Origin of the sequence: uncultured Microbulbifer sp. (assembly GCF_947498635.1) — a bacterium.
In the GTDB taxonomy this organism is placed as follows: Bacteria; Pseudomonadota; Gammaproteobacteria; order Pseudomonadales; family Cellvibrionaceae; genus Microbulbifer; species Microbulbifer echini.
In genome coordinates, this window is the sequence record NZ_CANMKV010000025.1 from 30,169 (window position 1) to 52,284 (window position 22,116).

A 22,116-nucleotide genomic window follows, 5' to 3' on the forward strand; every position below is an offset into this window, starting at 1 on the left:
TTGTTTACCAGAGTCGGCCCATCTGCCGAGCGCGCTCGGTGCAGAGTTTCAGTACTGCACGACGTTCCTCATTGTTCATAGTGCCCCAGTGGCTGATCTCAGTTCCGCTGCGGAAACAGCCCTCGCACAAATCCTGTGCATTCAGGGCGCATACGGAGATACAGGGGGACTTTACCGGGCGCTCTCTGGGCACCACGGTTTTTACCGGTTGTTCAGACAACTTTTTTAAACCTCAAGATTTAGCCCCAAGAGACTCGAGCGGAACCAATTCACTGGCAAAGTACTTGCCGTTGGCCGCGTAATGATCACTACTGGCTTTGAGTAGCTCATAGGTGGCTGGATCGAGGGTTTTAATGATCTTACCGGGAGTACCCACCACCATGGAGTAATCGGGAATCCCCGTGTCTTCCGTCACCAGCGCGTTGGCGCCGATGATACAGCACTTGCCGATTTTGGCTCGGTTTAGAATCACGGCATTGATACCAATCAGGCTGTAATCGCCAATCTCACAGCCGTGCAACATCACTTTATGGCCTACGGTGACACCCTTGCCGATAGTGAGTGGCGTACCCGGATCGGCATGCAGGACCGCACCATCCTGCACATTGCTGTGCTCGCCGATAGTAATCGGTGCACAATCGCCGCGTACCACGGCGTTAAACCATACGGAACTGTGCCCGAGCAGGCGTACATCGCCAATCACCTGGGCACCGGGCGCAATGTAGTGGCCCTCACCTTCCAGTTGCGGCTGTTTATCCCCCAATCTGTACAGCATTTGGCCTCCGGCTCAATCTGATTACGAACCGCTTATTATCCCGTGCCCGAGAGAGTCTGGCTAGCGGATGAAGTTTGCGCTTTTCACTTACCGTCGACTAAAGCAACTCGCCCTGCCTGGCAAAATTGGCACCTTCGAGCGTAAGCAGGCGCGCCTTCAAAGGTAGGCCTCCCGCGTATCCGGTGAGGCTGCCATTCGCTCCAATCACTCGGTGACAGGGAATGATCACGGCCACCGGATTAGCGCCATTGGCCCTGGCCACCGCGCGGATGGCGCGGGGCTGTCCCAACCACTGGGCCTGCTCGCTGTAGCTGCGTGTTTCGCCAAAGGGGATCTGCAACAGTGAATCCCATACCCGGCGTTGGAATTCTGTGCCTCTTGGCGCCAATGGTAAGTCGAAGCTTTTCCGTCGGCCGCTGATATATTCACGCAATTGCTGGGCGGCCATATCCGTCAGTGCAGAGGCCTCCCTCTGCCACCCGGCTCCCAGGCGCAATGGGCGCTCGGCATCATAAAACTGCAGTGCCACAACACCTTTTTCTACGCCCTCATGACCATCTTCACTGGCGGCAATAGCAACATCACCCAGCTCCGTGGTGTAACTTTCATAAACAATCATTTCTGTTCTCCAGATTTCAGGGACTGCCACAGCAAAATGGCGCCGTAAGCCCGCCAGGGCCGCCACTGCTCTGCCCGCGCCAGGGCCTCTTTAGGTTTTGCTTTTTCTCCTTCACTGCCGAGTGCCTGCAGGATACCCAGGTCTGAAGCGGGAAAGGCATCCGGCATCGACAAGCCGCGCATGGCAATATACTGGGCGGTCCAATCGCCGATACCCGGCAGCGAGGTGACCTGTGTGCACCAGTCTTCCAGGGATTGCTCGGCAAAATTTACGCGCCCATCCAGCGTTGCCGCAACAAACTCACGCAACGTTTTTGCTCGGGTTCGCGTCACGCCCAGATCCGAGAAATCCGCCTCGGCCAACTGTTCCGCCTGGGGAAATAAAAACCACTCCGTGCCCGAGTCATCCACAAAGGACTCCCCGTAGCGGGTCACAAGGCGCCCGGCAATTGTACTGGCCGCGGCCACGCTGATCTGTTGCCCAAGAATCGCCCGCAACGCATATTCGAATGGATCCCAGGCACCGGGCAGGCGCAAGCCCGGATTTTCCCGCAACTGGCTGCTCAGCAGCGTGTCTTCCTTTAATATCGCCTGGATTTCCTCGATATCCGCATCCAGATCAAACAGACGACGCAACCGCTGATTGAGTAGATACAGGCCCGTACCACCCTCCTGCCCAGAGATCTCCACGACCAGGCGATTTCGCTCAGCATCGTTGTACACCCGCATGACTCCGCGGTAGCGCGCCAAATCACCGGTATCTACTGCAAAACTGCGCGAATACACCTCCCCCTCTACCTGCTCCACACCTGTTAGGGCGCGAACTCCCAGGAAAGCCAATAACGACTGCCAGTCCAGCGGCGGGCGGTAATCGAGATACAGCCGCACTGGCGTGGCTGCACGCACATCCACACGGCTGGAATGCCCCTCCCGGCGTACTTCCGATGGCGTGCGCTGATATATTTGTTTAAAAACACCATTAAAGCGGCGCAAGCTGTTAAAGCCCGATTCGTAGGCAATGTCGGCAATTGGCAAGTGGGTATCACGCAGCAAACGAAAAGCAAAGAGCGCTCTCTCTGTCTGCCAAACCGCCAGGGGACTCACCCCCAGATGTTCGGCAAACAGGCGTCGCAAATAGCGGCTGCTGACACCGAGCCGCTCCGCCAGTCTCTCCACCGACTGCGGCTCCCGCTCACTGCGCATCAGCTTCAGCGCCCGCTGCACCGTGGTGGATACGAGGCCCCAAGCTGGACTGCCGGGCGCGGAATCTGGCCGACAGCGCAGGCAGGGCCTAAAACCCGCATTAGCAGCCTCCGCCGCCGTGGCAAAATAAGTAACATTGCGCTCCAGTGGTGGACGCGCCGGGCAGATCGGCCGGCAGAAAATCCCAGTGGTCTTCACTGCGGTAAAAAAGCGCCCATCGAAACGCCGGTCGCGGGCCAAGCGCGCACTGGAACAAACTGCTGCATCAATCTTCATAAGTTTCTCTCGTTTCTGGCAACCAGTGTATGGATTCCACACCACCGGAACTAGTCAAAAACGGAACCGACCACCACAGCGTATCGACCAACAGGTCAGAGCCCCCCAATACAGCGCGAAGTCGCATGTTTGTGCGCGAGTGCATTATTCATTTTTCTACTGGATATCGCCCCACAAATGCTCAGCGTCATCAAAGTTAAAACCGCCTTTTTTTCTAACGGCACGGACAGATCTGCCCTGTGAATAGCTTTGTCATAGTTCTCTTCTTATAGATGGCGGCCGTGCTGTTTTTTTCATTAACGGAGTAAGAACCCCATCAAAAAACCGCCATTATTTAGCCAACAACCACATTTATGCGGAGAAAAAACGCATATTTACCCACATCAAAATCCGGTTCCTTATCTATTTTGAAAAGAACTAAAAAAAATAGAAATCTATTCCACCGGAATCTATCTACAGGGAAGTAGAAACTTGGAAGCCATTCATTTATTTGCAGCATGCTCTTACTACAGCAAGGCGCCAGGTCACCTCTTCTTCTCTGACAGATAAAAATCCACTCGGAGAATTTTTATATGCAAAAAATACCGCTGATCGTATTTTTTTTCTCTCTACTGCTAATAAACGCCTGTGGTTCGGATAGCGGTAGTAGAGCCAGTACACCCGACGATCCACTCCCCGGACCCAATATTTCTGATGGAGATGGTGACGGTATTCGAGATACTGAGGATAACTGTCCAAATACCAAAAACGCCTCCCAGAATGACCTCGACAGTGATGGCCTTGGCGATGCCTGTGATAGTGATGATGACAACGACAATCATCCAGATTCCGAAGATAACTGCCCACAAGTAGAAAACCCCGATCAGGCAAACAGTGACGGCGATCACTTGGGCAACGCCTGCGACGCAGATCTAGACGGCGACGAAGTTGCAAACGAAAACGATAACTGCCCCGCCGATGCCAACCATACGCAAGGCGATATCGACAGCGATGGCGTGGGCGATAGCTGCGATAATGATCGCGATGGTGATGACTACACCAATACCCTGGATAATTGCCCCGAGGTGCCCAACCCAGACCAAGCCGATCAAGATAGTGATGGTATTGGCGACCTTTGCGATAGCGATAGCGATAGCGATGACGACGGGCTGGACGACGGTGTAGACAACTGCCCGCAGGTCCCCAACGAGGATCAGAGTGATACCGACGGCGATGGCATTGGCAACGCCTGCGATAGCGACGATGACGGCGACAGTATTGACGACAGTAGCGATAACTGTCCCAGCACGCCGAACCCCGCTCAGGAAGATCAGGATAACGATGGTCTTGGTAATGTCTGTGACCCCGATCGAGATAACGATGGCGTAGACAACCAGGCTGACAACTGCCCGGCCATCGCCAATTCGGGGCAAAGCGATCTCGATTCTGATGGAAAGGGTGATCTCTGCGACAGTGACGATGACGCCGATGGCATTGATGACCAAAACGACAACTGCCCGATTGATGCCAACGCCGATCAGACCGACACCGATGGCGATGGCAGCGGCGACCTCTGCGATACGGACCGGGATGGAGATGGCGTCAATAACGATGCGGATAACTGCCCACTGGAGCCCAATGACGATCAGGTGGATAGCGACGGTGACGGTTTCGGCGATGCCTGTGATGACAACTCTGATATCGACGGGGATTTAATTACCGATACCGTCGACAACTGTATCAACGTCCCCAACACCAACCAATTCGATCATGATGGTGATGGTATCGGCGACGCCTGTGACAGTGATCTGGATGGTGACGGCAGCGATAATCAGGCCGACAACTGCCCGGCAACTCCCAACCAAAATCAGGAAAATAACGATGGGGATGAGTTCGGTGATATCTGTGATACCGACGATGACAACGACGGTATCAATGACCTGATCGACAACTGTCGTTTTGCCTCCAATGCCAACCAGCAAGACAGCGATGGAGACACCCTGGGCGATGCCTGTGATTCCGACCTGGATAATGACGGCATCGAAAACGCAAATGACAATTGCCCCCATATCTCCAACACTCTCCAGAAGGATGGCGACGGGGACAGTATCGGCGATGCCTGCGACACAAATACCGATAGCGACAGCGATGGGTATGACGATGGGGAGGACAACTGCCCGGCAACCGCCAACCCGGATCAGACCGATCAGGATAACGATGGCAGTGGCGATGCCTGTGACAACGACTGGGATGGTGACGGCACCAATAACAGTCAGGATAACTGTCCCCTTGTGCCCAACGACCAAACCGATAGCGACGGCGATGGCTCTGGTGACAACTGCGATGGCGACCTCGACGGTGACAGCATCGAGGACAGCATGGACAATTGCCCGCAAGTGCCAAACCCGGATCAGACAGACGGGGATGGCGATGGCAACGGCGATGTCTGTGATAGTGACGCGGATAATGACGGCTCGGATGGCAGCGCAGACAACTGCCCAGCTATTTCCAATCCTACACAAACCGATAGCGATGGAGACGGACTGGGCGATGCCTGCGACCCCGATGTGGATAACGATGGGGCAGACAATAACATCGATAACTGTCCGCAAACCTGGAATCCCGGCTGGGAAGACTCTGACCAGGACGGCGTTGGCGATGCCTGTGACTTCGACACCATCCTCTCCTGCACGACCTTCGAGGGTCTTGAAGTAATGGAGGGCGCCAGCATTGCGCTAGAGTATGGAATCAATGCCCCCTGCGATGGCTGTTCAGTAATTTCTGCAGCCAAGATAAGTAACGGCCTACCCGCTGATGCCGCCAGGATGGAAGTAGTCAGTGGCGCTGGAGGTAGCACTTATATTCAGGTCAACCATAACAGCGTGAAGACAGGTCGCTATATGGTCAGCTTCCTGGTGGAGAATGCCAATGCTCTGCTGGATCTTATTTACCTGAATAGTATTACCATCAGTACCTATCTTGATGGAACTGCCACAGGAGAGAGCATTAGCGGCTATCGATTAGCGCCTTTCAAGGTGAATGGTGCCTACAATCACCGCCTATTGCTGGCCAATACCCTGGCGGACTTTAACCAGGTGCGGTTGAGTCTTGATGGCCTTGATCTGATCAACAACACGCTCGATGTCTATCTCGCCTGTGCGGTGCCTATAAACCAACCCTAATTAAGCATCGTTCCGAATAAACAAAGCCCCGATTTTTGGGGCTTTGTTTATTTTAAGCATCATTTAAAAGGTTATTTGACCACGCATATAATCCACCGCTTGGCCAATCAGTATCACCTCATTATTCACAACTTCACAGGTAAGTACACCGCGCCGCTGTGACAGCTGGACAGCGTTGAGCGTTGATTTCCCCAATACTCGACTCCAATAAGGGGCGAGCTCACAATGTGCAGATCCGGTAACTGGGTCCTCATTCACTCGCAACTTGGGGAAGAAGCAGCGACTGACAAAATCACAGCGATCCCCTGGCGCAGTAATAACAACACCTCGTAAATCCAGTTCAGCAAGTCTCGTAAAATTGGGAGTTACACGCTTCAATTCAGCCTCGCTGTCCAACACCACTATATAATCGAACGCCGCCAGGGTTTGTACAGGGGTTATATCCAAGGCATCTGCCAGGTTTTGTGGACAGTTGATAGGCTTGGGGACAGTGGATGGAAAGCGCATTTTATAACCCCGCTCACTGCGCTCGACCTTCAATGTGCCACCGCGGGTCTCGAAATGGATAACGGACCTTGTATAAGATAAATGCTTAAAGAGCACATGCGCGGCAGCCAGAGTCGCATGGCCACAAAGATCAACCTCTGCCTCGGGTGTAAACCACCGCAATCTGTAACCTCCTCTCCCCTCGGGAGCGAAGAACGCCGTTTCCGAAAGGTTATTTTCCTCAGCAATTCTCTGCATCAGTGCATCAGGTAACCACGTATCCAGAGGACAGACCGCAGCCGGATTACCTGTAAACACTTCAGCCGCAAAGGCATCGACCTGAAAAATACTAAGCTCCATTTACTCGCCCTCCACGGCATCATCACCATTGCCACCACTGAACGGGATACCCCTCAGCTTACTGTAATAGTTATACAGAAGCTCTCTTTACCACAAACTATTGCGGAGAGCACAAAAAATGCAGCCAATAAAATTGCCCCTAAATAATTCCGTGAACTCGTTACTCAATGAAGCCCTTAGACACTTTCCGATAAACGCCCTACAGGCGGTGGGGAGATCGCTTCAGTGGTGTCCTTGCTTATCAATAATACGGAGGAGCCATCTGCCCAGACACTATCTGGCTCTATCTGACAGATTCCCTCCCCCAAATGCCGGTATACCATTAACAGCAAAAGCCAACCAGCAATGCACTCATCTCTACAGGCCACAATGTAATTGTATTATTTAAAGTGAATGTTAGAATCTCACTAAGAGGGATCAAGAGTACCCCAATGCTAGTGAGTAGCAGCAGCTCTCGCGCGGCAATAACTGGCCTGCGAAAAAATGACCAGAAAATCGCAACCATAAAACCTGCATAATACGCCGCGTGCTGCCAAAACCCGATATCAACTTGCCAGTGCGGTAGCCATTTAGCCGCAAGTATACACATCGCAAAACCTAAAACTGTACCCAAACAAACTCCCACGGTAAGCCTCGTCATAGGAACAGAAGCGTTGACTTGTGCAGGAATACACTCCCTATCCCTGTGCTTTCTGCGCCGGAATTTAATCCACAAAAGATTTCCCGATAAAAATATCAACGCCCCCATAATCCCCAGTGAGAAATAAATCCAACGCACCGGCTTACTGCCAAAACTGCCAAAATGGAAAATAAACAAGCTCACAACTATCCCGCTATAGCCATTTACATGGTTGGGCAAAATACTGCTATAGGGCACTTGTGCAGTAAATGGGTTATCCACCGCATAGGCATACTCCGCACCTCGAACAATGTAGCCCTCGATAGGACCACCTATCCGGATACGTGGGTTGGTGCTATCCAGATTCATAAAAATAATCACCGCCAACTGGAATTCAGGCTCTCTCGCCTGAACTGCGCGCTCCAACTCAGCAATGGTTGCCAGATCGCTGGGAGACCTGACCTTCTGGGCCGGGGGCCGTGTGAACATGGCAATATCGCCATAAACTACTAATTGTAAGGCTTCGAAAAGAGGGTCATAAAAAGCAAACACAAAAGCAGTAAAATCGATCAGCAGATGAAATGGCAGCGCAGTGATACCCTATACATTGTGGAAAGCCAACCAATCCCTGAACCAAGTCGGCAGGAATATAACAAGCTCAGAAATCAGTGCCGTAAAATACAGTGCGGAAACCACACCCAAGACATAAGTGACAATCGCATCGTGCCCATCACCACCAGGGATGCCTTCGTGCGGTGTAGATAGTCAAAGAAATCTCCAACCCTGGAGAGTAAGAATTTTTCAGTTAACAGCTGGCCTTTTTCATCTTTACTCGCAAACCAACATGTCGATTGATGGGTTTACGGATCCACCTGCTCCCAGCTAAGTGGTGCCGCCTGTGCACCAGAGCTGGGTAAATACACGGTCAAACGCTTGGCAGCCTGGAGAAATTTCCGCAATACATCCTGAATAAGATTGTCATAAAGATCACGGGACACACTCGACAATATAGATTCAGGTTGCTCTTGAACATCGTATCAGTGCGCTCAAAGGTTGTAGCGCCGCGGGCGGGGGCACTGTACTTTAATGTGGGTAATTACTATTACTACGATGAGGAAACGGTCAATACCTATGAGATCAGTGGACGCAGTACTTTAGCCAATGGCGATATCAATCTCAGCGGAAATATATTCTACAACGACGACCCCGGTTACCGGGCCTTGAGTTCCTCCAAAGTCATTATCAATAGAGAGAAAATTGAAACTTATGGCGCTGAGCTTGAAGCCATTGCTATGCCTCACACGCAGCTTGAGATAAGGGCAGGATTAGGATTACTGGAAAGTGAGATCATTGATGCCGGAGAAAGCTATTCGGATACCGATGGTAACGAATTGAACTCCGCACCTGGATTAACTGCAAATCTTGGTGTCCGATACTGGCATCAGCGATGCCTTCAGCATTGGCCTCTCTGCCAATTATATTGGAAAATACTATGGAGATTTCACCAACACCGAGGAGCGTATCACCGGGGATTACGCCGTAGCAAGATTCAATATCAATTTTGAGCAAGACAACTGGTTTATCGCTGGATTTATCAATAACGCCTTCGATGAAGATGCGCAGGTAAGCCGAGAGCCTGTCGGCGGACGCTACCCTCAAGGCTATGCCGCTATTGTCGATCCCCGTAATCTTGGGTTCTCTATTACCTGTCACTTCTAACATAGTGTGGACAGATACCTAAAGCAGGGCCACAAGGAGCCTGGTTTTAGGTATCTTGGTAGCATTGAGACCAGGTGAGACCTGAGAGCGCCCAACTAGAAACCAGCTCTTTAAGAGAGCCTGATAAAAATATCGACCCCATACTCGCCATGCCAAGACATGAACATCGTTATTTTAAATACCACTCAATCGACAGGACAGACCTTCTCTAGCGACGTGGTAAATGCCCGTTTCATAAACGCGAACTGCTCATTGCTTTCCATATGCTTACTCAGTGAATTTCTAGCAGAAAGAAAACGCTTCTTCTCCTCTTCCGTCATACCCTCATGATACAGGTACAATCTTTCAACCGGCTTCATCGCGTTTTTTTCACTTCGATAAAATGGATCATCGGACATTGCCAAATCGACTTTATCCCGAATCGAACCATCCTGCATAATTTGAACAGACACACTGGGTACAAAATTAGCTATTGGTCCCTTGATATTTAACACTTCTGGATTTAATTCATTCAGCTTTTTAGCAATATACACTTTCAGCTTGTTATTTCTAACCTCCAGCTTCACAAAGGGTTTTATTGTTTTAAATTTCCCTCTATCTTCTTCAAACAACTGCACAGACGCCTCCAGCATCACCAGGCTCTGGGTATTCAGAAAACGCTCATACTCCTCCAACTGGCAGGATGCTTGCACGCACTGACAAAAAAGAAAAGCGAAAATCAGGGCTGGTATTTTCATTGTCTGAATAATTATCCTTAATATTTAAATACTGTACGCCCAACTCCATCGGGCGAGCTTTTTATATACCCCAATCCATTTTAGTCGTCTTTTTGTCTGGGACATTCTATCGGTTCACATTTGAGGATTTCTCCGCAAAAAATTCGCAACCTCCTTCTTTTTCCTGGCTAAATACGCCACCCAGAAATATAAACTGTTAGATGGTAACTGTCCTGTCATCGATAAAGCCATTAACCCCTTTTAAGAGGATGAAGAGGGCTATACGGCATCTATCGGTAGTCATTAAGAATAACTGGCGGCAGGTCTCTCGCTGCAGACATCCACTCCTCCACACTCTCCCTACTCAAAAGCCTCATTATCCATTGATGTGTGAGTGGCCAAGAATGAACTTGGGGGGAATGGCTATAAATCCTGATTACGGTTGGCACCAGCGCTAAATCTGCCAGAGATAAGTCTCCATACAAATAGGGACCACCACCCTGTACAAGCTCTTGCTCCAAAAACCTAAAAAGCCGCTTTGTATCATTGTGCTCTTCATCCGTCATTGGGCGAGTCTCGGGATAAAAGGCACTTTCGAAGGAAAGACGGGGGCAAAGCCCGGAGAGTCCCCCGTGCTGCCAACTTAACAGGGAGCGCGCTCTTGCTCTCAGTAAAGCGTGCGCCGGTAACAAGCCTCCACCACTGATGTCGTTGGCGTACTCCATAATCGCCAGGGAATCAAAAATCGCACACCCATCATCAATCAATACCGGCACCGATGCAGAAGGTGAAAATTCAGTAATTCTCTGCAGATTATCGAACCTCTGCGGCCTGCGAATATCAACCACCCGCTCTTTAAATTCAATACCAGCTTCTCTTAAAGATAGCCAGGCACGAAATGCCCAACTGGAGGCATTTTTAGTACCGGTGTATAAGATCCTTTCCATATTGTGTCCTTAAAATGTTATGAAAGAGACTTTACAACACGCTAAATATCTAACCGCACCAGCGTCTCAGTAGCGTTGCGGTCTGCTTTAGCTCTACTAACTGTTTAAGCTCAACTTACATTGGCAATCAAATTATGAATAGAATCAATCCCAAGGGATGAAATTGTCACAGAAGTAAAATAACTAGATTATAAAAAAGCCCGGCAACTGCCGGGCTTTTTCAAAAGAATCACTCGATAGAGTTTATTTCAGCCCAAGTACTTCTTTACCCTGAATAAAGGTGACATCAACCGGGATATTCGCCTCAGCCAGTCGATCGAGATCGCCTTGTAACTCCGGGCCAATTACCCCTTTCTCCGCCAGCAGCGTTTTGGCCTGCTCGTAGTTACCATCTCCCTGAATAGTAAGGATTAGACGAGAGAGGTTTGTCATAGCCTGCTGCATTTTTTCAAAATCTACGCTGTACTGCCCACTCTCTGGATCACGGCTAAAAGCGCCCTGCTCCTTAAAGAAGTTGAAGCGCATCATATTGGCTTTACCATGCGCGCTGGCAGCACCAAAGCGAACACTACGGAAGATACCGGCGAGGAAGGTGACATAGTTGTCCATCAACGCACCCTCATCAAGTTCTCCCTTTTCATGCAGACGGGTCACCATATACAGGCCGAGAATATCCGCTTTGCCTTCTTCAAGGGAGGAGGAGGTTTCTTTCAATACCTGACGAACGTTATCACCACCCGTCACCGTTTTCTTAATACCAAGGCCATGGGCTACCTCATGGAACATGGTATTGGCAAAGAAGGCGGGGAAGGTAATGTGCTTGCGCTGAGCCGGGGTAATCAAGACTTCACTGATGGGCACCAGGATCTTATCGAATTTCGCCCGCATTGCATTTTTCAGCTGTAGGCGACGCGTCCCTTTGGCCAACTGGACTTCTTCATCATTGGGCAGGTTGATGGCGATGGTCTTGGAACCCGCATTACTATGGCCGGCGTAGTAAAGCACATCGTAAGCATTCAGGTCGGAGTCGGTACCGGGCTCTTCGGATTTGTACTTGTCCTCTACCGGCAGGCCTTTCTGTAACTCCGGTAGTAATGCGGCAAACTTAGCCAGCTTTTCACTCCACTCTTTATCCTTGAGGAGTACGTAGGACTCATAAGCGGTACGATAGGCGAACATCTGGTCTTCATAGTTTTCAATGGGGCCGATCACTACATCGATTGCATTTTCCTTCATATCCATCCAAGCCATATCACTGGGACGGAAATCATCGGTAAGTAATGCGTCTGCACGCATGGTCAGGTAATTGGCAAATTCTTTATTTTCTGCCAGCGCGGCGGCCTGACGCAGGATATCCGCAGCTTTTTTCAGATCGGCATTGTAAGCTTTGCTGTAGGGAATCAGCTCCAGCTTGCCGGCATCATTACGGCGCACCAGGGAATAGAGGCCGTCTTTTCCCGGTTGGTCCCAGTTTTCAAATTCTTCACGGGTCATGTCCGCCGGGTAAAAATTGGCGCCCAGAGGCTTGGGTCCGTAGCCTGTAATAAAGGGCTTGTTGTCATTGAGGCGGTCCCAGGGGCCGTAATTGATATCGGCAAACTTGCGTGCACGGTTGTCCTCAATATCCGGCAGGAGTACTTCTGCCGGGCCATAGGACTGCAACCAGAACAGGCGGTCCATAACCTGGCTGGCGTCGATGAGCAGACCGATCATCTTGCGCTGATTCTCGGTGAGATCACTCATATCCGCGGTGAGCTCTACCGGTACATAGATATCAAAACGTTTGTTGGCGTTTTCAATGGTTTGCCCTGCGGGAGGCGCGACCGTCTCGGATTCAACAATCTGTGCCTCCGCTTCGTCATTGGAGATTTCCTCGGCCTGCTTGTCTTTACTACAGCCACCCACCAGCGCCAGGGCTAGCAGCGCGGCAGCGATTTTGGTGGTGTGAAAGGGAATGGTCATATCGCTCTGCCTATCTTTTTTTGTGTCGGCGCCACATTAGTCCGGCTGCGCACATTTATCAAGATAGGGCCCTCAAGGGCCGACAAACTGAGGAGCCTCTGGACTTTCCTCCCCCATAACCGGCGTGCGTTCCTGTTGCTGCATACGCCACAACATTGCGTAGTGGCTGTCTTGCTCCAGTAGCTGACCGTGGGAGCCCTGCTCCACAATCCTGCCCTGATCCATCACTAAAATTTTATCCGCATCCACAACCGTGGAGAGGCGATGGGCAATCACCAAGGTGGTTTGCTCGCGGGCAATCTCCTGTAAAGAGGCGACAATACCGCGCTCAGAACGGCTGTCTAGAGAGGAGGTGGCTTCATCAAATATCATAATTGGTGGTTTTTTGAGCAGGGCCCGCGCTATGGCAACCCGTTGTTTCTCGCCACCGGAAAGCTTGAGACCTCGCTCCCCCACCAGGGTATCCACCCCCTGGGGAAGCTGCTCAACAAAATCTGCCAGCTGGGCATGGCGAATTGCAGCCATCACCTCTTCATCGGTGGCATCCACCCGTCCATAGCGCACATTCTCTCGGATCGATTGATTGAACAGCACCGCATCCTGGGGCACCACACCAATAGCGCGGCGCAGGGATTCCTGGCTGATGCTGCGTATATCCTGCCCATCAATACGGATAGCACCACCACTGGCGTCATAGAAGCGAAACAACAACTTAAACAAGGTGGACTTACCAGCCCCGCTGGCCCCCACAATGGCGACTTTCTGGCGCGGCAGTACTGAAAAGCTCACCTGACTGAGAATCTCGCGGCTATCGTTGTAGCCAAACTGTACGGCTTCAAAATCAATACGGCCTTCCCTCACCTGCAAGCTGGGCGCCCCAGGGGTATCCGCCACAGCCGGTTTCACCGTAAGCAGTGAAAACATTTTCTCGATATTGGCAAGTGCACCTTTCATTTCCCGATAGACAAAGCCGAGAAAATTTAGCGGGATAAATATCTGCATCATAAAGGCGTTGACCAGGACAAAATCGCCTATCGTCATCTTTCCTTTGACCACACCCATAGCAGCAAGGACCATGGCGGCACACATAGCAATGGCAATAATCAGAGCCTGGCCGGTATTCAGACTAAACAACGACAAGCGATTCTTGCGCCGGGCCCGCTCCCATACCGCCAGCTCGCGATCGTAGTGGCTCGATTCATGCCTTTCATTAGCGAAATACTTCACCGTCTCATAGTTGAGCAGACTGTCTACCGCACGGCTGCTGGCTTGGGACTCCGCTTCGTTGAGCGCCCTGACAAAACGTGTACGCCACTCAGTAGCGACAACAGAAAAACTGATATAAACAACCACGGCAGACACAACAACCAGAGCAAATACACCACTGTAATTCCACCAAAGCAGTCCTGCGACCATGGCGATTTCCACCAGGGTCGGCACAATATTAAATACCATAAAGCGCATTAGAAAGCCGATGCCACTGTTACCGCGCTCAATATCCCTGGACAACCCCCCGGTGCGGCGGTCCAGGTGAAAATCTAGGTCGAGTTTATGCAGATGCTGAAAAACCTCCAGTCCAACCCGACGCTGGGCACGCTCAGTCACACGACCAAAGATCGTATCCCGCAACTCTCCGAATAGGGTGCTGGAAAATCGCACCGCACCATAGGCCAGCAAAAGCCCCAATGGCAGGGCCACGGCCTGGGCCAGGCCTCCTACGTTATCCAGGTCATCGACTATGTGTTTAAGAATAAACGGCAGAGTGACACCGGCGACCTTGGCGCCGATCAGGCACAAGAGTGCAAGGGCCACAGCGCGGCGAAATTCAAGCAAATAGGGGAAGAGTGTCTTCAGCGCACCCCAGTGCACCTCATCCAGAGAAACGGTGGACTTAGGTCTCGGCATAATCGGTTCCGGAAGGGAAAATTGGCGCCTATTATAAATAGACGGAAAGACTTATATAGATGCTCAACCGCATATGCCCGCAGGACTCCCTCCCCAGAACCGACTACCTAATCACCAGACCTCAGACCTTAGCCACCAAACCGCCATCCACATTAATCGTATCCGCGGTAATAAAACGGGAGTCCTCAGAGGCCAGAAAGACGGCAGCATTGGCTACATCAAGAGGATAACCAGGCCCCTGTAGCATTTGCGCGGGTTCAAGTACGCTGGAAAAAATATGTTTGCCCTGCGGGGAAGTCACCGTCTGTGTCAATATCTGCCCCGGCCTTAAGCAGTTGGCACGAATATTATGACGGGCACCAATCCCTGCTATGTAGCGGGTAAACGCCTCCACTCCCGCCTTGGAGGCATAATAAGAAGCAGAGGGCAGAAACCCAACCTGATCCAGCTGGCTATCGGTAGGGGCACTGAGTGCCGCGAGAGAAGAAATATTGATGATGGCGCCACCCCCGGCGCCTATCAAATAGGGCCACACCGCCTTGCACATTAGAAAAACACCCGTCAGGTTTACCCTGAAGACGTCCTCCCACTCCTGCAAAGGCTCCTCAGGGAACATCTCGGCTGCACCGGTACCCGCACTGTAAAACAGTATATTGATGCCGTCATAACAACCAACCACCTCGGAAACTGCTTTTGTAACCGCTGAAGTGCCTGTTACATCACAGGGGATATAGGTCGCATCACCGCCAGACGATCGAATAGCCCGCTCAACCGTTTTCCCTTCCAGCTCTCTCCGCGCCAGAATAGCGACCTTGGCCCCCTCTTCAGCAAAGCGATGGGCCGTGCTTTCACCAATACCCTCATTGCCTCCGACGACTATGGCGACCTTGCCTTGAAGTTTTCCTGACATACGAATAGAGCTCCAGAGAGAAAATAGGGTCTCACTCAGTTTAGTCGCACCCATGCCGGCAATGAGGTAGGCGGCATGATGGATCACTTTTTTCACTCAAAAAAACCCAGATTCAATGAGCTATATAGGCGCCCTAAAAAGGGGAATATATTGGACAGGCATTCTCGACATATCGCCTTTTTGTAATGGAACGTGATTCGCTTAATCTAACTTCACCAAGAACTGTAAAAATGCACTAAACATCTATTGTCCGTTTTTACATAATTAAAGAGGAATCCCAAAAAAATAACCATATCGCGCCTTAAAACAGAACATAAGCTGAATTGAGCTAAGGGGGCATTAAGTCCTTGCCGCACCTTTCTTTTGACAATATGTGACTTACCCTTTTTTTGGTTTATACCCCACAAGCTGCCTCCACCCTTAATCGGCATGGACACTCACTCGTTTAAGCGCTGCGAGATCGCAACCCACTATAAGCTCTAGGTTTTCTGTGATTTTCTCTGCACTCCAATCCCACCAAGCAATATCTAATAGTGCATCAATTGTATTTTCATCAAAGCGATATTTAATGACCTTAGCTGGATTACCCACCACGATACTATAAGGCGGAACATCATTAGCCACCAAAGTCCTAGTACCTATAATGGCGCCACTGCCAATGGTTACTCCAGGCATGATGGTCGCCTCAAAACCGATCCAAACATCATTGCCAACAAGAGTATTTCCTTTATAAGGCAGCAGGTCCGCAGCTGGCGCCCCTCTCTCCCAGCCATTGGAAAACAAATAAAAGGGGTAGGTCGAAAAACCAGACAGATTATGATTCGCCCCATTCATAACAAACTTTACGCCTTGCGCAATAGAACAGAACTTCCCGATTAAAAGCTTATCTCCAATATGAGGGTGGTGATACAACACATTATGCTCAAACCTCTCAGGGCCTTGCACATCATCATAGTAGGTATAATCTCCAACTGAGATGTTTTCAGAGGTAATATAGTTCTTTAAATATCCCGTTCTTGGGAACCCTTTTCTGGGGCTTTTTTCTTCAGGGCTCGGACCTTTCATAACATCTCCAAAGTACGCTTCATGCACTTATTTACTAAGTTAAGGGGACTCTAAAAGAATAGCCACGATTATTGAACTTCACTTATTACAACAGAAGGGGATTACTCCTTAAACGTCAATATAGTTTCACATGGATTCCCCGCCAAGCCTTAACATTTGGCAGAAATGTATATTTTTTACACCTAATCGCACCATATAGAAGACTTCATTTTTATTTGCATTACGTCATTCACGAAGCTACTTACTATGAAAGCAAATGTCGAAAAATCCGGGCAAATAAAATGCGCCATTGAAAGTACCTAGAGCATCTCCAGAGACACCAAACCGCCCCAGTCTATCTCGTGCAATTTTGCCAAAAGCTGGCCTTCAAATAAATTCCGATCGAGTATACAACCGATGAGCTTCTCGACTCTGCTCCTCTTCCTTCAATACCGAAGTCGTTGCGCGCTATATCTGGCTTACCGCGGACTTCATCGAAGCATTGTTACCTCAACTCTCAGCCATATGGTAGCCGAGCATATGACAGCAAAGGTCTTTCAAAGAAAAGGCCCGGCAAAAAAAGAAACTTACTCGTTGGAGAACCATTACACAGTCGCCAAGGATATAAATCATTCTGGACATATGCTAAGCGCATTTTTAAGCCTGAAGACATCTATCGAAACCGATAACAGCCCCTCTAGTTAACGATTTACGATCCAGTTTTGTAGACCAGCAATGGGCCCCAATATTAGATTGTAATATTCCTCTGTTTTCCCTGCGAGAAGCCATTCCAGGGCTCTTGGATTTCTATTCAATTATTTAGCATTTGGATCTATAGCTTCAAAATGATCTTCACGCAGGCGCATGGTGCCATCATCCTGCAGGACCCAGAGTTCCCGCGTGATTACTCCCTGTGCATTGTTCATTTCCCAGTGGCTAGAAAGCACCGTTGACGAATCATCTATTGCTTCAATTTTAGTATTCAGGTAAGTCACATCTGAGAACCCCTGCGCGACTAAATTTTTCCAGAAAGCCTGTATTCGCTCTCGCCCTTGGAACAAACCAAATGGCTTGGCCACCATTTGCGCCTCCTTCTCATACATAGAGGCACAACCTTCTGCATTTCCCTGATTGAAAAATGACTTCCACTGCTCACTAGCCACTATGGTTTTTTCAATTAACACCTTGCTCATATGAGATTCCTTTTTTCGATAACTCAGTATTGACGGTCTGAGGGCATATTGCCCCAGCTCCACCTCTGTGATAAACAGAGATTCAATCAAATTAGTGTTTAGAAAAATTGAACAATGAAACCCAATCTTGAGGACATGCAGGTATTCCTGGCTGTTGTAGAGGCGCGCAGCTTTACTGCTGCGGCCGACAATCTGGCACGCACCAAGTCGGCAATTAGCCAGGCGGTAACCCGATTAGAGGAGGATCTCGGCACCAGGCTGCTTTACCGTAGTACACGGGCACTTTCCTTAACGGAATCCGGCACCCAGTTCTACACTCACTGCCGTGAAATCCGGGATATCTATAACGCTGCCCTGACAGACTTAAAAAGTACCAGTGAAAAGCTCTCGGGTACGCTGACAGTGACGGCACCTCTCGCACTCTGCGAACCTGTCATTGTTCCGGCAATTGCGCAGCTCACAGAACAACATCCACAGCTCGGTGTTCGCTTGCTGGCTGACGATGCCCCCATAGATTTGATTGAATCCCAGGTGGATCTGGCAATCCGGGTGGGCAGTCTGGATATGCAATCGGCCAAGGTATCTAAACTGGGTACTCTTCAAGAAAGTCTCTATGCCAGCTCCAAGTATATAGAAAAGCAAGGTGGTCTACCTGACGAACTCTGCGAATTACGCCAATGGGAGCATATAGCCAATGACTGGCAGGGTACTCCAGTAAAGTATGACCTTGGCAATAAAAATATAATTCGGGTTACACCAAGGATTCGCTGTAATTCCCTTCACGATATATTGCAAATGACAGAGGTGGGGCTGGGAATTGCCAGATTACCTGACATGACTGCCAAAAAATTTATTCGTAATGGTTCACTGGAGCATGTGGTTACAGTGGCTTCAACTCCGATTCACTATATGCACCTATTTTCAAAAATCCCCCCCGTAAAAGTACAGCGCTTTACCAAAATAATTAAATCTCTTTTGGCTTCCTATTAGCAGCTTTATCCTTCGGAATCACTGGATTACTCAACCACATAAAAAACCATTATCCAATCAGACACGATCTGTATGGACAACAGAGTGAAATAAAGGTCTTTATCTCTTGTGGTTTTTTGCCTCCGGATCCATCTTCTCACCCAAACAGCTCACTTAGAAACATCATGGGTGATTTTCAACCATGTGTTGAAAGACTCGCAAGACTCACTCTGTGCATCAATGACCGCGAGGCCGGGAGTTAGGTCCCTCTGCTTACGGAAAATGGGGGCATTGATAACGGCACTTTAAGGATTAAGGGGTGACAGAAACTACATCAATAGATACATATCCGCCATCAGCTATGGCACTCGGCATATCACTTCCTCACCGCTCTATATAGTCGCTCCCGAGAGATCGAGCATCGCCGGTAAAGCAACTACGAAGCGATACCCCTCAGGTACCATGTGGTTTTGGCCGGGTGGCTGATAATGAGCTGGTCAACATTCACGGCAACCGGCTGCTCCAGCACCGGAGTACGGAGGCGTTTGATTTACCTGGTGATCCAGAATTTTCACTAATAAACGCAAATCCGGAGTCAGCAAGTTTAATAAACACCCTACTCGACGCCTGGCAGAAATTTGATGAGTCAGTCATAAACTGAGTGGCCCGGCTGATATTTTTTGATGCAGTTTTAAACAACCATCTCACCGATAAACCAACACTCTTAACACTGAAAATTCACTCTTCAAGCTTTAACAATTCTTCTTTCTCAGCAAATGAACGCTTCACAAACTCAGAAGCACTAATGCCTAATTCCTCCCTAAACGCTCGGGAAAACTGGCTGGTACCATTAAATCCACAATTGAATGCCACCTGTAAAATACTGGCATCGCGGCCTGTAGACAGAAGTTGTGCCGATGCCGCCTCGATCCTGGCACGCCTCAACAGGCTCACATAGGAGGTTTGGTGGTAGCGCAAAGCCCTGTGCAAATAAGAGGGACAAATACCCAGAGAGACCGCCAACTGGCGGGCAGATAAGTCGGTGTCGCGACAGTGTTTATGTATCAACTGGCAAGCCCCACGAAAAATAGCGTTAAGCCGACTGGGGCTTTCCGATTCGGACGGCAAATTGCCACGCCTCTCCTGCAGACAGGCAATAATTAAATCCGAGATCGGATTGAAAAGTATTTCCGGTGCCACAAAGGCACACTGTTGTTTTGCTTGGGGAAACAACAACAAATAATTGCGTAGTAATAAACCAGGACCGCGACTACCATCAATTTCCAGAGGGCGACTATCCTCTGGCCCCAAGAAATACTTCTCGATTTTTCCTCGGGGGATACGGCACAGCAATGAGCGACTTTCGTGCACCAAATCATGGGTAATTGTCTGCGCCAAATCCACCAGGTAAAGGCCGCCGGCATTCATTGGAGTGAAATATTTACCTCGCTGTATGGCTCCCCTGCCCGCCAATAAGTAAATTAGCGTAAAGTTACTATACCCATCACTCAGGTGGTTACTGGCGCGCTTGAAGGTATTTCCAGAAAAACAGGCGCGCGCAAACGCCTCGCCAGTTTCAAGGTTAGCAGAGACTGCAAATTCACCTGAGTACTCCTCATTGTGATGGGACTTGAGTTGTAATTCACAGCGATACGGCAAACCCACTTCCATCAACTCTTTCCAGCGCCACCAACGCTCTTTAACCGAAAAATTATCAGTCTTTGCCGTCCACTCAAAAAAAGCGCCTTGATGGTTGCCCGGTACAAAGTTATTTTGCATGACTTACTTACCCCGAAGCTGTGTATTCACCGCATTCGCCAAGAATATTACATTCTAATCGTTTTACTGGGAGCACAAAGGGTTTTTGATGGCTAACGATCTTGCCAGCTTTACGCTGCGCAGATATCCGCCGCAAACAACCGATCAAAATTAGCAACAGTGACTATTTTAATTAGCATCAGCTTGCCAAGCATTCATTTAAATATCAGGTAAAAAAATGGACGAACTTCAGTTGTTCAGGGATCGATTTGCAATTAGCGACCTTCTGTCTCGGTACACATTAACAATTGATAATTGTGATGCCCGTGGTTGGGCATCACTGTTTACACTTGATGGCCACTTTCAACACGGCAGTCGTGTAATTCGTGGGAGGGAAAAGCTAGAGCGCTATGCGCTAATCCACAATAAACTAAGATGTCGGCATATTACCTCTTCACCCCTACATCATCTTTCTGAAGATGGGCAATCTGCTTCCGGTAAGGCAACTACAGTAGAAATAAATGCAACCCGGTCTGGCTACCGTATTGCAGTAATCGCGGAATACCGGGATGAATTGGTCAAGGTCGATGGCAACTGGCTCATTCGATGCAGACGCGGAGAAGAGGTTAAGCTAGTCGATGATCCTGATTTCCCAATTCTCTTTGCCGACCCGAACACTCGTGATCAGGTAAAGTTATTAATGGATGCATGGGATGAGTTGGGCGAAACCGTATCAGATTAACTCTGTACCCAATCATAAAATTCCAGAGAAAATCCTAGATTACACTTACATCAAGGCTAATTTAAGGCACGCAATGGCACATCGTCCCTGCGCCCGATTGAGGCGCCCAATATTTTCACCAGAAACTCGGTCAGTACTCCGGCGGTAAAACCCCAAATTTCAAACTCGCCAAACTGGTAGGCGGGCAGGTAAATAGCCTGATTATCAATAGTGATTCGATCGGTGCGGATACGGGGATCGGCGAGGAAAAAGGATAGTGGTACACGGAAAATTGCATCCAATTCACCGGGATTTGGGCTGAGGTGAATGTCGGCAGGAATGACCCCAACCCAAGGGGTTACATGCACCTGCCAGCGGGTGGTACGGGGCCACAGGGGGCCGAGCATACGCACCCGACTCATGGGTAAAGCCACCTCCTCCTCGGCTTCACGCAAGGCGGTGTATTGCAGGGAGGGGTCTGTAGCATCCCATCGTCCCCCGGGCAGGGAAACTTCGCCAGAGTGGGTGGAAAGCGTATCCGCGCGCTTGGTAAGTACCACATGAGGGTCCGGCTCGTTGGTCAGGGCAATCAATACAGCCGCGTGGCCATAAAGCTCCGGCCCAGTCGGAACCCCCGCCTCCAGATCTTCAATTTGTTGGGAAATTTTCTTTTCAATAATCGATAACATAAACACTTGTCCCACCTCTTTCACCTAGAGGCTCCCTAACATTCATCTTACTGATTCCCGGTGATAACACCGAGTCGTATGCCGC

At 49.8% G+C, this 22,116-nt stretch carries 19 protein-coding genes and 1 pseudogene; 5 read left to right on the forward strand and 15 right to left on the reverse strand.

Annotated elements, in window-relative coordinates; all coding sequences use genetic code 11:
* Positions 1-4: 4 nt before the first annotated feature.
* From Q1A69_RS13540 to Q1A69_RS13555, 4 genes are all read right to left on the reverse strand, one after another.
* Positions 5-220, reverse strand: coding sequence for a DUF1289 domain-containing protein (locus tag Q1A69_RS13540; protein WP_299586255.1), 216 nt, complete (start codon positions 218-220; stop codon positions 5-7).
* Between the two features lie 12 nt (positions 221-232).
* Positions 233-775 (reverse strand): gamma carbonic anhydrase family protein, encoded by a 543-nt coding sequence (locus tag Q1A69_RS13545; RefSeq protein ID WP_299586258.1) that lies wholly within the window; start codon positions 773-775, stop codon positions 233-235.
* A 97-nt stretch (positions 776-872) separates the two neighbouring features.
* Positions 873-1,394 carry a methylated-DNA--[protein]-cysteine S-methyltransferase gene (locus Q1A69_RS13550; RefSeq protein WP_299586261.1) on the reverse strand — a complete coding sequence of 174 codons (522 nt, stop codon included), beginning with the start codon at positions 1,392-1,394 and terminating at the stop codon, positions 873-875.
* Positions 1,391-2,872, reverse strand: a complete 1,482-nt coding sequence (locus Q1A69_RS13555) for a DNA-3-methyladenine glycosylase 2 (protein ID WP_299586264.1) — start codon at positions 2,870-2,872, stop codon at positions 1,391-1,393. Before Q1A69_RS13555 ends, Q1A69_RS13550 begins: the two co-directional genes overlap by 4 nt.
* A 572-nt stretch (positions 2,873-3,444) precedes the next feature.
* Between Q1A69_RS13555 and Q1A69_RS13560 the strand changes: the two genes are divergently transcribed.
* A complete protein-coding gene (locus Q1A69_RS13560) occupies positions 3,445-6,033 on the forward strand; it encodes a thrombospondin type 3 repeat-containing protein (RefSeq protein WP_299586267.1) in 2,589 nt (862 codons plus the stop codon).
* A 63-nt stretch (positions 6,034-6,096) separates the two neighbouring features.
* Here the strand turns inward: Q1A69_RS13560 and Q1A69_RS13565 are convergent, their stop codons facing one another.
* Together Q1A69_RS13565 and Q1A69_RS13570 are read right to left on the reverse strand one after the other, a co-directional pair.
* Complete coding sequence (locus Q1A69_RS13565; protein ID WP_299586270.1) at positions 6,097-6,879, reverse strand: PhzF family phenazine biosynthesis protein; 783 nt, start codon at positions 6,877-6,879, stop codon at positions 6,097-6,099.
* 322 nt (positions 6,880-7,201) lie between these two features.
* Complete coding sequence (locus Q1A69_RS13570) at positions 7,202-8,095, reverse strand: PepSY-associated TM helix domain-containing protein (protein WP_366525586.1); 894 nt, start codon at positions 8,093-8,095, stop codon at positions 7,202-7,204.
* A 491-nt stretch (positions 8,096-8,586) separates the two neighbouring features.
* Here Q1A69_RS13570 and Q1A69_RS20395 point away from each other — a divergent pair.
* Together Q1A69_RS20395 and Q1A69_RS13575 are read left to right on the forward strand one after the other, a co-directional pair.
* A pseudogene (locus tag Q1A69_RS20395) lies at positions 8,587-8,880 on the forward strand (hypothetical protein); the annotation flags it as partial.
* Between the two features lie 43 nt (positions 8,881-8,923).
* Positions 8,924-9,217, forward strand: a complete 294-nt coding sequence (locus Q1A69_RS13575; protein ID WP_299586272.1) for a hypothetical protein — start codon at positions 8,924-8,926, stop codon at positions 9,215-9,217.
* Positions 9,218-9,402: 185 nt separating this feature from the next.
* On the opposite strand, the gene Q1A69_RS13580 is transcribed toward Q1A69_RS13575, so the two are convergent.
* The 7 genes from Q1A69_RS13580 to Q1A69_RS13610 form a co-directional block, all read right to left on the reverse strand.
* Positions 9,403-9,954, reverse strand: coding sequence for a hypothetical protein (locus Q1A69_RS13580; protein ID WP_299586275.1), 552 nt, complete (start codon positions 9,952-9,954; stop codon positions 9,403-9,405).
* A 269-nt stretch (positions 9,955-10,223) separates the two neighbouring features.
* Complete coding sequence (locus Q1A69_RS13585; RefSeq protein WP_299586277.1) at positions 10,224-10,880, reverse strand: glutathione S-transferase family protein; 657 nt, start codon at positions 10,878-10,880, stop codon at positions 10,224-10,226.
* Positions 10,881-11,123: 243 nt separating this feature from the next.
* Entirely contained in the window at positions 11,124-12,842 is a 1,719-nt protein-coding gene (locus tag Q1A69_RS13590) for a Zn-dependent hydrolase (RefSeq protein ID WP_299586279.1), read from the reverse strand.
* Between the two features lie 72 nt (positions 12,843-12,914).
* Positions 12,915-14,747: an ABC transporter ATP-binding protein/permease gene (locus Q1A69_RS13595; RefSeq protein WP_299586282.1), complete on the reverse strand. Its 1,833-nt coding sequence runs from the start codon at positions 14,745-14,747 to the stop codon at positions 12,915-12,917.
* A 121-nt stretch (positions 14,748-14,868) separates the two neighbouring features.
* Positions 14,869-15,753 carry an SDR family oxidoreductase gene (locus Q1A69_RS13600; protein ID WP_299586285.1) on the reverse strand — a complete coding sequence of 295 codons (885 nt, stop codon included), beginning with the start codon at positions 15,751-15,753 and terminating at the stop codon, positions 14,869-14,871.
* A 324-nt stretch (positions 15,754-16,077) separates the two neighbouring features.
* A complete protein-coding gene (locus Q1A69_RS13605) occupies positions 16,078-16,722 on the reverse strand; it encodes a CatB-related O-acetyltransferase (RefSeq protein ID WP_299586288.1) in 645 nt (214 codons plus the stop codon).
* Positions 16,723-17,516: 794 nt separating this feature from the next.
* Positions 17,517-17,894 carry an isochorismatase gene (locus tag Q1A69_RS13610; protein WP_299586290.1) on the reverse strand — a complete coding sequence of 126 codons (378 nt, stop codon included), beginning with the start codon at positions 17,892-17,894 and terminating at the stop codon, positions 17,517-17,519.
* A 114-nt stretch (positions 17,895-18,008) separates the two neighbouring features.
* Between Q1A69_RS13610 and Q1A69_RS13615 the strand changes: the two genes are divergently transcribed.
* Positions 18,009-18,884: a LysR family transcriptional regulator gene (locus tag Q1A69_RS13615; RefSeq protein ID WP_299586292.1), complete on the forward strand. Its 876-nt coding sequence runs from the start codon at positions 18,009-18,011 to the stop codon at positions 18,882-18,884.
* Between the two features lie 717 nt (positions 18,885-19,601).
* On the opposite strand, the gene Q1A69_RS13620 is transcribed toward Q1A69_RS13615, so the two are convergent.
* Entirely contained in the window at positions 19,602-20,642 is a 1,041-nt protein-coding gene (locus Q1A69_RS13620; protein WP_299586294.1) for an AraC family transcriptional regulator, read from the reverse strand.
* A 217-nt stretch (positions 20,643-20,859) separates the two neighbouring features.
* Here Q1A69_RS13620 and Q1A69_RS13625 point away from each other — a divergent pair, with 217 nt between their 5' ends.
* Positions 20,860-21,363 (forward strand): nuclear transport factor 2 family protein, encoded by a 504-nt coding sequence (locus Q1A69_RS13625; RefSeq protein WP_299586296.1) that lies wholly within the window; start codon positions 20,860-20,862, stop codon positions 21,361-21,363.
* Between the two features lie 56 nt (positions 21,364-21,419).
* Here Q1A69_RS13625 and Q1A69_RS13630 read toward each other — a convergent pair whose 3' ends face one another.
* Positions 21,420-22,055: a CoA pyrophosphatase gene (locus Q1A69_RS13630; protein ID WP_299586298.1), complete on the reverse strand. Its 636-nt coding sequence runs from the start codon at positions 22,053-22,055 to the stop codon at positions 21,420-21,422.
* Positions 22,056-22,116: the final 61 nt, after the last annotated feature.

Bases quoted from the DNA above. Each gene is read 5' to 3' on its own strand.
- Q1A69_RS13545 (WP_299586258.1), bottom strand. From the start codon at position 775: ATGCTGTACAGATTGGGGGATAAACAGCCGCAACTGGAAGGTGAGGGC.
- Q1A69_RS13550 (WP_299586261.1), bottom strand. From the start codon at position 1,394: ATGATTGTTTATGAAAGTTACACCACGGAGCTGGGTGATGTTGCTATT.
- Q1A69_RS13555 (WP_299586264.1), bottom strand. From the start codon at position 2,872: ATGAAGATTGATGCAGCAGTTTGTTCCAGTGCGCGCTTGGCCCGCGAC.
- Q1A69_RS13560 (WP_299586267.1), top strand. From the start codon at position 3,445: ATGCAAAAAATACCGCTGATCGTATTTTTTTTCTCTCTACTGCTAATA.
- Q1A69_RS13565 (WP_299586270.1), bottom strand. From the start codon at position 6,879: ATGGAGCTTAGTATTTTTCAGGTCGATGCCTTTGCGGCTGAAGTGTTT.
- Q1A69_RS13580 (WP_299586275.1), bottom strand. From the start codon at position 9,954: ATGAAAATACCAGCCCTGATTTTCGCTTTTCTTTTTTGTCAGTGCGTG.
- Q1A69_RS13585 (WP_299586277.1), bottom strand. From the start codon at position 10,880: ATGGAAAGGATCTTATACACCGGTACTAAAAATGCCTCCAGTTGGGCA.
- Q1A69_RS13590 (WP_299586279.1), bottom strand. From the start codon at position 12,842: ATGACCATTCCCTTTCACACCACCAAAATCGCTGCCGCGCTGCTAGCC.
- Q1A69_RS13595 (WP_299586282.1), bottom strand. From the start codon at position 14,747: ATGCCGAGACCTAAGTCCACCGTTTCTCTGGATGAGGTGCACTGGGGT.
- Q1A69_RS13605 (WP_299586288.1), bottom strand. From the start codon at position 16,722: ATGAAAGGTCCGAGCCCTGAAGAAAAAAGCCCCAGAAAAGGGTTCCCA.
- Q1A69_RS13610 (WP_299586290.1), bottom strand. From the start codon at position 17,894: ATGAGCAAGGTGTTAATTGAAAAAACCATAGTGGCTAGTGAGCAGTGG.
- Q1A69_RS13615 (WP_299586292.1), top strand. From the start codon at position 18,009: ATGAAACCCAATCTTGAGGACATGCAGGTATTCCTGGCTGTTGTAGAG.
- Q1A69_RS13620 (WP_299586294.1), bottom strand. From the start codon at position 20,642: ATGCAAAATAACTTTGTACCGGGCAACCATCAAGGCGCTTTTTTTGAG.
- Q1A69_RS13625 (WP_299586296.1), top strand. From the start codon at position 20,860: ATGGACGAACTTCAGTTGTTCAGGGATCGATTTGCAATTAGCGACCTT.